Genomic DNA, 12,731 nt, shown 5'->3' with positions numbered 1-12,731 from the left:
TTCCACCAGGTGGGCGCCGCCGGCTGGCGCGTGTACGCGGAGGCCGAGGGCTACCTCACGCGCGTGCTGGAGGCCTCGACCGTGGACGAGGACCGCAACATGGGCCCGATCGAGCTGTACCGGGCCGGATAGACGCACGCCCTCGTGCCGCCGCTTGGCGGCATGAGGGGAAGAGCCTGGAGACCGACGGCTCCTCCACGAGGGGCCGTCGTCAAAGGGGGCTCGCCTGCGCGACGTCGGCGGATGCGAGCCCGTATACCACGACGCGGCCGCGCCCAGGGGAAGGAGGCGCCAGGCGCGGTAGCTTACAGGGGATCTGCCACGTTCTTTCTTTAAGGAGGAGAGGCAAATGGCACAAGAAGCGTTAACGAAGTTCTTCAGCAAAGAGGGGTTCGTGAACAAGAGGGGGCTGGGCATCGTCATAGCCGTGGCCATCCTCGTGGTCGCGTCGTTCGTGCCCGAGTCGGCCGACCTGTCGCACCAGGGGATCATGGCCATCGCATCGCTCTTGTTCGCGGTGTCGCTGTGGGTGTGCGGCTCGTTCTCCGTGGGCGTGACGGGCATTCTGGCCCTCGTCATAGCCGTGGTCATGGGCGCGACCGACTACAAGGCCGTGTTCAGCGGGTTCGGCGTGTCGGTGGTGTTCTACGTCATCGCCATCTTCGCGCTGCCCGCGCTGCTGCTCAAGACGCAGTGGGGCGTGCGCCTCGTGGCCAAGCTGTTCAAGCTGACGGGGGAGAGCTCCGAGAAGCTCATCCTCGCGTTCATGATCGGCACGTGCCTCATCTCCACCATCATGTCCGACGTGCCGGCGGCGGTGCTCTTCATGGGCATCTCCTACGTCGTGCTCAAGGCGGCCGGCGCCGAGCCCGGCAAGTCACGCCTCGGCAAGTGCATGATGATCGCCATACCCATTGCAGCCGTCATCGGCGGCGTGGTCACGCCGGCCGGCAGCTCGTTCAACATGGTGGCCATGGGCGTGCTCACCGGCGCCACCGGCCAGACCATCAGCTTCCTGGACTGGATCATCGTGGGCCTGCCCATCGCCGTCCTGTGCATCCCGCTGTGCTGGATCTCCATCGTGAAGATCCTCAAGCCCGAGCAGCTCGAGTCGAGCGCCTACGACAGCCTGCGCCAGGCGGCCGCCGACGCCGGCAAGCCCACGGGCTTCGAGGTGCGCGCGCTCGTCATGATCCTCGCGCTGCCCGTGCTGTGGATCGCCGGCACGTGGGTCCCGCTGCTGAACGTCACGACCGTGGCCATCATCGGCCTGGCCATCATGATGCTCCCCGGCCTGAACCTGCTCACGTGGGACGAGTTCAGCAAGCAGGTGCCCTGGACCATCATCCTCATGATGGGCTCGGTGCTCTCCCTCGGCAACATCTTCAGCGCCTCGGGCGCCGACAAGTTCGTCACGAACCTGTTCATGGGCAGCGGCGTGGCTGACCTTAACTTCACGGTGTTCCTGCTGATCACCGTTGCGTTCATCTACCTGCTGCACACCATCGCCCCGGTGGGCGCGGCCATCATCAGCCTGTTTCTGCCCATCCTCATCGGCATCTGCACGACGCTCGGCGTGTCGCCCGCCATCCCCACGATGCTGCTCGCCTTCATCGTGGCCGGCAACTTCCTCCTGCCGGTGAACCCCACGCTCATCGTCACCTACGGCGAGGGGTACTACACGTTCGGCGACATGTTCAAGGCCGGCGTGATACCCGCCGTCATCTTCTGCGTGTGCATGGTGCTCTGGGTGCCGTTCATCTGCGGCGTCCTGGGGCTGTAGGACTTTCCGCCACGCTCGGCGCCGGATGGCCGGCGCCTTCATGCGGGCTCCCCGGCGAGGTCCGGGGAGCCTTTTTCAACTGCGACGATCCGCGGGGGCGCTTCCCCTGCGGCGAAGGGAGCCTTTTCGTGGAGACCAGCGCTCGTCCCCGTTCCGCGTACCAGAACCATGTGCTCGTGTCGGTGCTGCTCGTGCTCGCCGGCATCGCCGTGGCGCTCGGGCGGTTCAAGGTGCCCTCTATCATGCCGGCCATCATGGAGCAGTTCGATATGGACGTGGGCTCCGCCTCGATGCTCATGTCGGTGTTCACGCTGGCAGGCATTTTCCTGTCGCTTCCCACGGGCTTCTTGGCGCGGCGCTTCGGCGCCAAGAACATGATGGTGGCCGCCGTCGTCGTCATGGTGGCCGGCACGGCCGCAGGCGCGTTGGCCACCTCGGCTGAGGTCCTCGTGCTGTCGCGGGCCGTCGAGGGCGTGGCCCTCGTGTTCTGCGGCGTGAGCGCGCCGTTTGCCATCAGGGCCTACGTCGCCCCGGACAAGGTGGGTTTCGCGAGCGGCATCTGGGCGCTGTGGTTCTCGCTCGGCTCGTTCTTCGGCGGGGTGCTTACGCCGACCGTGTTCGGTGCGGTGGGCTTCCAGGGAACGTGGTGCGTCATGGCGGGCATCGCGCTCGCGGCGGGCGGGCTCATGCTGCTGTTCGTGCGGCCGGTTGGCGGGGGGCGCTTCCTCGAGCGCGTCCCGCGGGCGCAGGACGGCGCGCCTCGCGAGAAGATGGGCATGGCGGGCCTGTTCGGCCGCAACGTGCTGCTGGTGCTCGGCGGGTTCCTCATGTTCAACATGGTGCTCATCTCGTTCCTGTCGTTCAGCCCGACGTTTCTGCAGGGCGAGGGGATGGACGCGACGCTCGCCGGGTTCGCGAGCACGCTGCCCATGCTCGTCGCCGTGGCGTCGTCGCCGCTCTTCGGGGTGCTGGCCGACAAGACCGGCAGGCTCAAGGCGCTCATGGTGGCGTCGATGCTGGTCATGGGGCCTTGCGCGGCCGTACTGCTCACCACGGCCGGGCCTGCCCTGTGGGCGGCCGCGCTCGTCATGGGCGTGGTGGGCCTCGGCGCTCCCACGATGTTTCTGATCGTGTACCCGTCGGTGGTGGCGAACAAGGACGCCATGCCCATCGCCATGGGCTTCCTCGTGCTCACGCAGAGCCTGGGCCAGTTCCTCGGCTCGTCCATCATGCCCGCGGTGCTCGGCGCCGGGGGATGGGCCGCCGCCGGCGCCTTCGCGCTCGTGCTGGGTCTCGTGGGCACGGCGCTCCTCGCCCTCGTGCGGCTGGAGGCGCCTGCGAAGGATGCCGCTCAGAGGTCGAAGTAATACGAGTGCAGCAGGTACTCCTGCCCGTAGCGGCCGGCTAGCTTCGCCAGGTGCCGCTTCACCGCTACGAGGTCCGCCTGTCCGCCCTCGTAGCGTTCCATGAGGCGCGCGAACGAGGCGCGCTCGCGCGCGGAGGCGGCCCCCGACACGTAGCCCCAAACGTGCTGGGCCGCGTTGCGCGCGCTGCCGGGCGGCGCTGGGCGGGCGAGCGCGCCGTCCACCAGGCGGTAGAACTCCCGCACCGGATAGGCGGCCTTGTCCTTGAGCAGGTTCCTCACCTGCTGGTAGGCCGCCTGGCCGTGCTCCAGCACGCTGTACTTGTACGCCGCCCATGCCCGCTCGAGCACCGCCGTCGTGCCGTGCGCGTCCAACGCGTTCAGGCACTTCAGCGCCGAGACGTTCTTGTCCTTCACCTCCAGCATCACGTCGGGCGCCCGCCCTTCGAGCGACGCGGCGAAGGCGAGGAACCCGTCGAGGCCGATCGTGTCGGCGTGGCTGCCGGGCCTCCTGCCCGGCGCCTGCTGGGCGTAGTGCACCTTCTGCGGACCGTCCTGCGGCCCCCACGTGCGCGCCGCCGCATCGAGGAGCTCGAGCCCGTCCCGGCCGCCCGGACCGCGGTTCAGCCGGTGGTGGAGCACGTCGAGCACCATCGGGATGCCGCAGGCCTCGCTCGCCGCCAGCGCGTCCTCGGCCGTGAACAGGCGGTCGTCGTTCTCCACGACCAGCCGCCGGCGCACGCCCGCGTCCAATTCGCGGCAGCGCGCGACGAAGCGTTTCAGGGCGGCCTCCTTGTCGCCGTAGGCGCCGCCCACGTGCAGGACGACCTTGGCCTCGGCGCCGGTGCCCAGCGCATCGAGGAAGGCCGCGTGGTAGGCCAGATCCGCCACGGCCCGGCGCACGACATCGTCGTCCGGGGAGTTCAGCACCGTGTTCTGCCCCGGGTGCATGCTGAGCCGCACCTGGTTCCGGGCGGCCAGCGCCCCGATGGCCGCGAGCCGCTCCCCGAACGCATGCGCCCAGTCCAGGCGGTTCGCCGGGCTCGACCCGAACGGGATGACGTCCGAGCCGACGCGGAAGAGCCGGATGCCGTTGGCGCCGCAGTAGCGGATGACCGCCTCCAGCGCCGACAGGTTGGCGCCGATGGCCTCCGCCAGCCGCTCGTCGCTCGCGTTCCGCATGGCCAGGGAGCGCATGCGCCCCTCGGGAAGCCCGAGCGTCTTCGATGCGTACCCGATGTTCATGGCACCGCCTGCCTTTCCGCACCTCGCCGTCCATGCGGCCAGCATAGGCGCTCGCGGCAGGCCCCTGCGGTTTCCGTTGCAAAACCGGTACGCGGCGGTTCTTCCCTAGGCCTTCGGGGCGCCGGGGGCCTTCGGGGCCGTGGGGGAAGCGGGGGGCTTGGGAGCGGCAGGAGCTGCGGGAATCGGCTTCTCGCCCTTCAGATAGGGTACGAGATCGCATCGGCAGTGCGGGCACCTCTTCAAGGCGATGCCGCTTAGAACCTGGATATCCTGGCCGCACTCGGGGCACTTGCTCGAGCTTGCGTCGGCCGACGCATCGGCGGGCCTGAAGCACATGGTTGGCACTTCCTTTCGGATCAGCTCGGGCGCCGCACCGTTGCGGCGCCCGAGCCTTGAGCGGAGGGATGCAGGGCAGGGCCCCTTCCGAGCCCAGTCCCTACTTGAACTTGCACAGGGCAAGCGCTGCGGTGCCGGCGAAGCCGATCACGCACATCACGATGCCGGTGAACATCCAGGCGGACACGTCGGGCCCGAGCAGCAGGGGAACGAGCCAGGTACCCAGGAACTGGCCGAGGCTCTGGATGAGCATGAGCACGCCCATGCCGATGGACATGAGCTCGGGGCGACCGAGGACGTTGATGTACGACGTCAGGCACATGACCGGGCCGCCCAAGCCGACGAGGCCCATGACGATGGCGCCGACCCACATCAAGGGACCGGTCTGGGTGAGCAGGATCAGCGTGCAGGGGCCCATGACGAGCATCGCGGCCAGGTACAGCGGCTTGCAGCGGCCCAGCTTGTCGGACAAGGCGCCGAACAGCGGGGACGATATGACGGCAAGCAGCATGGGAAGCGTGCTGACGAAGCCGGACAGCGTCGGGTCGACGCCCTGCTGCTGCAAGAAGGTGGGGCCAAAGCTCAGCACCGCCATCAGCGTCATGTTGAAGACGAGGAAGGCCGCGAAGAACAGTAGGATGTTGGGTTTCACGAACTCGCCGTAGCCGACCTTCCCGCCTGCGGCAGGCTCCGCAGCCTCCTCGAGCGCCTTGCCGGGGGCCTTGACGATCACCGCGACCACGATGGCGAACACCACGGCTGCGGCGGCGTAGATGACCCACACGCCCACGAAGCCGGTCGATGCGTACAGCGTGGGGGTCAGCACGCCGCCGACCACCGAGCCGAGGCAGACCCAAAGCGCCCAGATGCCCGTCGCCGATCCGATCTTGTCGGGGGCGACGTACTTCTGCACGGCCAAGGGGCCGCAGATGGTCACGAATATGAACGCCACGCCCTCGATGGCGCGGGAGACGATGAGGACCATGCCGTTACCCGCAAAGGCCCCCAGCAGCGAGCCGGCGGCGATGATGGCGGCAGCGGCGAGCAGCATGGTCTTCGGGCCGAACTTCTTCGCGAGCGCGCCCGTGGGAAGCGCCAGGACAATGCCCACGAACGTGAAGATGGACATGAGCCACGACGCGGAGCTTGCATCCATGTCCATGTTCGCCATGATGTCGCCCATGACGACGGGGACTTTGAACTGGATCGTCGCGATAGCCGTTCCGAACAGGAGCATGGCAACGGCGATCAGCGCCCAGTTCCCGTATTTCTTGCTGGTGCTCATAAGGAACCTCCTCCTTTGGTGTTTCGCATGCACGAGCCCAGGCCGGAACCTTGCAACCCCTTCGGCCTAGAGCGCCCTTATGTTGTCCTGGACGGCTTCGAAGCGCTCCCCTCCGGGGCCGCGGAAGAACATGATCCGCAGCTGCGCCCCGGCATCGCCGCAGACGGCGAAAACGTCGGAGTCGCCGCCTGCCAGAGGACGGTCGAACTCCAGGGGCGGGTCGAACGGGCCCGCCTCGACGGCGACGCCCCGCTCGGCCAGATGCGCGACGAAGCCGTCCATGTCGTCCACGCGCAGCGCCACGTGGTTGAGGCAGCTCCCGGCGGCCTCGCACGTGGCCTTGTCCTCGCATTCCAGCAGCTCGAAGACGAGGTCTCCTCTTTTGAGCCATGCCATCTTGAGCGGCTTGTCGCCCTCCTGGGCGTCCGACTCGAACAGGAGCCTGCAGCCGAGCACATCCTCGTAGAACGCGATGGATTCCTCGATATCGCGGCAGTAGATCCCCACATGATGAAAGACCGATTCCATGGTTCCCCTCCTTCGCATGCATTCGGTGAAAAATCGGGATGCGCGGCGTGCGAGCCTGGTCGCCGCGCATCCCAAGGCGATGCCTCGCCGACGCTAGCCCTGGTCGCTCGACGTGGCGGCCATGACCTCGGCCGCAGTGGCGTTCTTCATGCGCAGCTCGCGGAGGCACATGACGTCGCCGCCGAGCTCCGTGACGCTGCCGCAGTCGCCCGCGTACACGTCGTCGGTGGCGGTGCGGCGCTTGGTGAGCTGGACGGCCTTCTCCGCATCGTAGGGAATGAGCTGCTCCTTGGGCGGGTTCGCCTTGGCGACCCAGTTGGGCATGGTCAGCTCGGGGTCGGGCATGGTCTCTATCTTGCGGACGTCGCCGTACTTCTCCACCAGCTCGTCGATGGGGCCGAAGTCCAGGGCGCGCATCGGGCAGGAGGCCACGCACAGGGGCAGCTGGCCCTTCTCCAAGCGGTCGATGCACAGGGTGCATTTGCTCATCTTGGTGCCGAGCTCGTCGCTCGCGAACTTCGGGGCGCCGTAGGGGCAGGCCTGGAAGCAGTTGCGGTCGCCCTGGCACTTCTCCTGGTCAACCAGCACGGCACCGTACCGGTCCTCCTTGAAGATGGCGCCGTGCTCGCAGGCGGAGACGCACACGGGGTTGTCGCAATGGCCGCAGCTGAAGGCCAGGATGCCGATAGACGTGAGCGGGAACGCGTTTTTCTCCCACATGTAGACGCTCATCCACTTCTCGGGGCCGGGGGCGATGTCGTACCAGTCCTTGCAGGCCACCGAGCAGGCCTTGCAGCCGTAGCAGCGTCCCTGGTCGAAGAAGAATCCGTACTGGGCCATGTTATTCTCCCACCTTCCTGATCTCCACGAGGCCGGCTGTCAGCAGCGCGCCCACCACATGCGGCAGGTGCGTGTCGCCGATGAGGAGGTTGCAGTTGCCGGCTTCGTCGATGCCGTAGGGCATGAGCTTGGACTTCCTTACGTTGTCGAACTTGGACCATTCGCCATGCCCGATGGACACGGTGCCGGGAAGCAGCTTAGAGGAGACGTACGCGGTGATCTCCACCTCGCCGAACTGGTTGTACACCAGCACGCGGTCGCCCGTCTTGATGCCGCGGTCGGCGGCGTCGGCGGGGGACATGCGCACCATGTGCTCGTAGCAGTCGCCCTTGAGCCAGGGGTTCTGGTCGTTGGACGAGTGCTGGCGGTACGTGGACACCGGCGTGACCATGGACAGTGGGAAGTTCCTCGTCCACGGGTGGTAGTAGCTGTCGTTCGCGGGTAGGTCCTGGTAGGTGGGCTGCCAACGCGGGTAGGCATCCATCTGCCCGCCGTAGCGGGTCTTCGTCAGGTCGGTGTCCCTCACGTAGGAGCTCTCGAACTCGATCTTGCCGGACGGCGTCTTGAACGGCGAGCGGCCCCATTCGACCGTGTTCTTGAAGGGGTAGAACCACTCGCCCGGCTCGCCGGGAACGCGGACGATGGGCAGCTTCTGGAACTCCTCCCACGAGGGCGGCTCAATCTCGTAGTAACCCAGAAGGCCGTTCTCGTCCTCGGCCCACTTCTCGTAGGCCGGCTTGTAGATGCGCTCGATGACCTGGTCGTCCCAGTCGTGCCAGTCGGTGACGTCGAGCATCTTCGGGCAGTACTTGTCGGCGAAGCCGAGGCGGCGGGCCAGCTCCATCCAGACCCAGTCCTTCGAGCGGACCTCGCCCGGAGGGTTCACGCCCTTGCCGGCGAACAGGAAGTAGTTCATCATGCCGGAGGGCGAGTTCCAGAAGCGGTTGATGCCGAAGAAGTGCATGTCCGTCGACTCGAACTGGATGACGGGGGAGGGCAGCACGATGTCGAGGAACTCGATGGACGGCTGATCGTGGAAGTACTGCCAGCCCCAGGAGAACTCCATGTCCGCGAAGCCCTGCATGCGTTTGGACACGTGATGCTGGTTGTTGATGTAGTTGTTCGGGATGATGGCCATCTTCAGGTTCGGCAGCGGGCTGTCGGCCGGGCAGCCGATGCGGCGGCGGAACTCGTCCTCGGTGATCTCACCGGCGGCGTAGAGCTTCTGGCAGTGCATGACCTCGGTCACCTTGTTGTTGTTATTGGTGATGGGGTTGACCACGTCGCCCTTGATCTGGCCGGTATCAGGCACGGGGGCGAAGAGGCGGGGTTGGGTCACCAGGTTGGCGCCGCCGCCCTCGCAGCCGCCGGGAATGGACAGGTTGCCGGTCATGGCCTGCAGGAGCATGGCCACGGCGGCGGCGTAGTCGCCCAGGTTGCGCTTGGACACGCCGTACATCTGCTGCAGGTGGACGGGCTTCATGGAGGCGTAGTAGCGGGCGAAGGCCTCGATGGTCTCGGCCGGGATGCCCGTGATCGGCTCGGCCCATGCGGGGTCGTGCGCGACGCCGTCCACCTCGCCGACGACGTACTTTCGCCACTCCTCGAAGCCCTCGGGCTCCACCCACTGCGCCACGTACTCGTGGTCGTAGAGGTCCTCGGTGTAGAGCACGTAGGCCACGGCCAGGCCGAACGCCGTGTCGGTGCCGGGGCGGATGGGTATCCACTGGGCGCCCAGGGCCTCGGCGCTCACGTTGTACACCGGGTCGATGAGGATGAACTTGCAGCCGCGCTCCTGGGCCAGCTTCATGTAGTAGGGCACGTGGCCGAACCACGACACCATGGGATCGAATCCCCAGAGCACCACGAGCTTGGAGTTCAGCAGGTCGGGGGCCTCGAAACCGGGGAATGCGTCGGACGTCCCCTTGATAAGGCAGTCGGTGAGGCGCACGCCCAGGTGGAAGTCCTCGGCGGCGGCACTGCCGGAGGTGGAATGGTCGCCCCAACCGGTGATGGTGCCCGGCATATAGGAGGCGAACGGGAAGTCCGAGCTCTCGAACGCCACGTAGTAGCAGTAGTACAGCCAGGGGTTGTCGGGATTCTCCTCGGCCATCTGCTTCATCTTGCCTGCGATGGTGTCGAGCGCCTCGTCCCAGGATATGCGCTCGAAACGGCCCTTGCCGGAGCCTTTCCCGCCCACGCGCTTCATGGGGTAGAGCAGGCGGTTCTCCGAGTAGAGCTCCTGGCGCCACGCATGGCCCATGGGACAGGCGCGGGCCTGGAGCATGCCGGTCTGGACGGCATCCTCGTTGTCATCCTCGCGTGCGATACCCGGATTGACCGAGTCGTCGGGCTCGATGGCGACGATCTTCCCATCCTTCACGCTGCACTTGATCAGGCAGGTGGCGTCCCAACAGCCGTTGTTATGGCAGGTGGTGTAGAAGAAGTCGACCCCTTCGTGACGCTCGCCTAGTTTCTCGACTACCGATTCCCTTGACATCGTGCCCCCTTTCGTTTGAGCGACTCGCTCGAAAGAACGCGCTCGCGCCCGTTGGCGCAACCCGCTTGCCTGCAGGCTACTGAGCATGGGAGGGGGTTCGCAAGGTAGTTTCTGCTTTTCCCTTATTCGGGAATATCGCATGACCCGAATTTTGCGGATTCCCGCCATTGCGAAGGATGAGGCGACCCGGAAAATCCAGATGCTAAAATGAACGGAGAATTCCCGGATACGGCACGCCGGCCAAAAGGTTGCCGGGTGCGGAAGTCGTTCGCCGGCGCGGGGCAGGGCGGGCGCCTTTGCCGGCCGGGAGCTTTCAGGGGAAGGACAGGGGTGAGATGGGATACTCCGGCTACTCTTATTCGGCCTTGACCCAGGCGGAGTTCTACAAGGCGGAGGCCGAGCTGATCCGGTTCGGCGAACGGCTCGCGCACAGCCCCAGCGCCAAGTACCTGCAGGACACGCTGCTGGCTATCGACGCCATCTTCGCCATACGCATGTCGCACGACATGACGCTTCCGGCCGTTCCCCTGATCACTGCGTTCGATCTGTCGAACGGGAAGTACCGTGGCGATGCCGAGCAGGGCATACGCATGCAAAGGCCGGAGTTCCGGCTCCCCGACGACTGCCTGAACGCCGCCCTGCAGGCGATTCACTATATGCAGGCCATAGAGTGGGCTTCTGCTGTGAGCAGGCAGGATGCCGCCATCACCATGGAGACCGTCCTGCACCTTCACGAGATACTCCTAAGCGGCAAGACGGGCGACAACCGCTACCACGGCTTCAGGAGCAACTTCCTGCCGCACAAGAAAGGGTCCGACCCCACCGCCATCCCTTTGGAAATCAGCGACCTCTGCGCCTTTGCGAGCAGCGAGGCGTACTCGCCGCTCGGGCAGGCGTCCATCATCCACTGGGCTTTCGAGAGGATCGTCCCGTTCGACACGATGATCGACCGGACGGGGTTGATACTGGCCTTCATGCCCATGTTCAGACGCGGCCTTTTTGCGAGCGGCTACATGGCGCCCATATGCTGGGGCGCCTCGATCGGGAGGGAATACCGTCGGAAGCTGAAGGACTCCTCGCGCATCGACCGCCCGCCGGGGAAGGGGGAGGACCTAAGGGAGCACTGGGCAGTCTACAATGCGCAGAACACGTACCTGTCGGTGGTCGTCGCGGACTCGTTCTTGGCCGAGGCTGAGAAGCTGAGCGCGAAATGGAGGTCGCAGAACCTGCGCATACCGGCCCATTCCGCACTGGACAAGCTGCTCGACCTACTCCTGGGAAATCCCGGGCTGTCCACCATACGCGCCGCCGAGCTGATCGGGAAGAGCTACGGTGCCACCAACGAGGCCATAAGGCAGCTGGCCCGCGCGGGCATCGTCAGGGAGGTGGCGGTCGACGGCAGGGAGCGCATCTTCGTGTGCGGGCAGTCTGCCGCCATGATCACGGATTTCGTGGAAAGCCTGGTCAAGAAGGGTGACGAGGCGGAATCGAGCGGGGTGCGCTGCTAGGCGCGCCGCCCAAGGAGCGGGGTCTGCCGCTGGGCGGGGCAGGGGGCGATGCGTCATCAGGCGGGTCGCTACGCTGCGACCCGCCTGTGCGCCTTCATCTTTCGATGGTCCAGACCTGCAGACCTACTTCGCTGCTTTCGCGGTGGTGTCGCTGTGGAAGTTGGAGAAGCCGCCGACCGCGTTGGACACGAACCTGCCCTCGCCCTTGGAGAAGAACACCTGCGCTGCCATGAGGTCTTTCAAGCTGACCCCGATCTGCGCCATGGCCTCCTTCTGGCTCATCCCCGCCTCGATGAAGCCGTTCAGCTCCTCCGCCTTCTTCGGTGATTCCAGAGCCATGAACTCCTCGCGATTCATAAGGTACCTCCCCTAAAGATCGTCGCCTGCCGCTCCGCAAGCCCATTATAGAAAGGGGAGGGACGTTCCCTAAGAACGTTTCCGTTCAACGCATCAACGGAAACGTTCGCCCATCGGAACCTGACGGCGAATGCGCCCTGGCGCGAATATGGGCGGAGCAAGCATCTGCGGCTATGGTGCTGGAATCCTTTTCGCCTGCGGCCTGCAGCCTCGCGCGATCAATATCATTAGCTCGATGTCTCTCGAGAACAGCTCGACGCTTTCGACAGGCATTTCGTTTTTCCGGTCCGCCAAATCCCACAAGGGGCCGGCTAGGGACATGAGGACGATCGTCGCGAACCCGACTATCACGAAAAGAGCCGCTGCAAGGCTCATGCTGGAGGAGTCTCCTGACGGATCTGCCAGCCTCATCAGAAACGATACGAACACACCCACCACCAGCGCCGCATACGCGCGGTCGGTGAACGTCTTGCGCGCCTCGCGCCGGAGCAGCAAGAACCGCTGGGCTTCTTCCTGCACGAAACCGAGAGCATCGGGAGTCAGGCCGGTTTGGGCAACGAACTTTCGCCTGATCCGCTCAACCTGCTCGATGGCGCTCCCGAGATCGTCCAGCGCGCTTTTACGTTTGAGCCTGTTCAACAATATCGAATAGAAAAAGGAAAGAACGAGCGTGAACGCCAAGACGGCACTTTGAACGTTAAAGGCAAAATCGCTCGGCAGCAGCGTTGAAGCAGCAATGCCAAACAGGCACAGAATCAGCACTATCAGGAAAACCTTCGCAGAGAACGGTGCATTGGTCGCAAAACGCCGCCATATCGAGCCGCGCTCATCTCTTTCGATATTCTGCCATATTTTGAAATAATAGCCGAGCATAACAACCCCGCATCCCCGATCCCTATCAACCGACCATCGACCGATCACCGGCCAACCATCACCGATCAACCCTTAATTGAAATCTGACTTGCAAAAACTCCGCTTTTAGTCTC

The 12,731-nt window shown here is 65.3% G+C and carries 11 protein-coding genes; 3 read left to right on the top strand and 8 right to left on the bottom strand.

Annotation, left to right across the window (positions count from 1 at the left end; genetic code table 11):
• Positions 1–349 precede the first annotated feature (349 nt).
• Both C1877_RS07170 and C1877_RS07165 read left to right on the top strand, forming a co-directional pair.
• Entirely contained in the window at positions 350–1,783 is a 1,434-nt protein-coding gene (locus C1877_RS07170; RefSeq protein WP_015538780.1) for an SLC13 family permease, read from the top strand.
• 128 nt (positions 1,784–1,911) lie between these two features.
• Positions 1,912–3,150, top strand: a complete 1,239-nt coding sequence (locus C1877_RS07165) for an MFS transporter (protein ID WP_181813809.1) — start codon at positions 1,912–1,914, stop codon at positions 3,148–3,150.
• On the opposite strand, the gene uvsE is transcribed toward C1877_RS07165, so the two are convergent.
• The 6 genes from uvsE to C1877_RS07135 form a co-directional block, all read right to left on the bottom strand.
• On the bottom strand, positions 3,135–4,436 hold the full coding sequence (gene uvsE, locus C1877_RS07160) for a UV DNA damage repair endonuclease UvsE (protein ID WP_114568789.1): 1,302 nt from the start codon (positions 4,434–4,436) through the stop codon (positions 3,135–3,137). The two genes, C1877_RS07165 and uvsE, sit on opposite strands and share 16 nt — an antisense overlap.
• 60 nt (positions 4,437–4,496) lie before the next feature.
• Entirely contained in the window at positions 4,497–4,727 is a 231-nt protein-coding gene (locus tag C1877_RS07155) for a hypothetical protein (RefSeq protein ID WP_041238779.1), read from the bottom strand.
• A 100-nt stretch (positions 4,728–4,827) separates the two neighbouring features.
• On the bottom strand, positions 4,828–6,012 hold the full coding sequence (locus tag C1877_RS07150) for an MFS transporter (RefSeq protein ID WP_015538777.1): 1,185 nt from the start codon (positions 6,010–6,012) through the stop codon (positions 4,828–4,830).
• A gap of 66 nt (positions 6,013–6,078) precedes the next feature.
• Positions 6,079–6,540 carry a VOC family protein gene (locus tag C1877_RS07145; RefSeq protein WP_049783975.1) on the bottom strand — a complete coding sequence of 154 codons (462 nt, stop codon included), beginning with the start codon at positions 6,538–6,540 and terminating at the stop codon, positions 6,079–6,081.
• Between the two features lie 93 nt (positions 6,541–6,633).
• Positions 6,634–7,380, bottom strand: a complete 747-nt coding sequence (locus tag C1877_RS07140) for a 4Fe-4S dicluster domain-containing protein (RefSeq protein ID WP_015538776.1) — start codon at positions 7,378–7,380, stop codon at positions 6,634–6,636.
• Between the two features lies 1 nt (position 7,381).
• Complete coding sequence (locus tag C1877_RS07135) at positions 7,382–9,880, bottom strand: molybdopterin-containing oxidoreductase family protein (protein WP_015538775.1); 2,499 nt, start codon at positions 9,878–9,880, stop codon at positions 7,382–7,384.
• A gap of 335 nt (positions 9,881–10,215) precedes the next feature.
• Between C1877_RS07135 and C1877_RS07130 the strand changes: the two genes are divergently transcribed.
• A complete protein-coding gene (locus C1877_RS07130; RefSeq protein WP_114568787.1) occupies positions 10,216–11,388 on the top strand; it encodes a winged helix-turn-helix transcriptional regulator in 1,173 nt (390 codons plus the stop codon).
• A 123-nt stretch (positions 11,389–11,511) separates the two neighbouring features.
• On the opposite strand, the gene C1877_RS07125 is transcribed toward C1877_RS07130, so the two are convergent.
• Both C1877_RS07125 and C1877_RS07120 read right to left on the bottom strand, forming a co-directional pair.
• Entirely contained in the window at positions 11,512–11,727 is a 216-nt protein-coding gene (locus tag C1877_RS07125) for a hypothetical protein (protein WP_147274526.1), read from the bottom strand.
• Positions 11,728–11,916: 189 nt separating this feature from the next.
• Positions 11,917–12,618 carry a hypothetical protein gene (locus C1877_RS07120; protein WP_015538772.1) on the bottom strand — a complete coding sequence of 234 codons (702 nt, stop codon included), beginning with the start codon at positions 12,616–12,618 and terminating at the stop codon, positions 11,917–11,919.
• Positions 12,619–12,731: the final 113 nt, after the last annotated feature.

The sequence above is a fragment of the Gordonibacter pamelaeae genome, from assembly GCF_003340385.1.
Lineage (GTDB): Bacteria > Actinomycetota > Coriobacteriia > Coriobacteriales > Eggerthellaceae > Gordonibacter > Gordonibacter pamelaeae.
The sequence above is the reverse complement of the archived record's forward strand: the minus strand, read 5'-3'. Positions and strand labels throughout refer to the sequence as shown.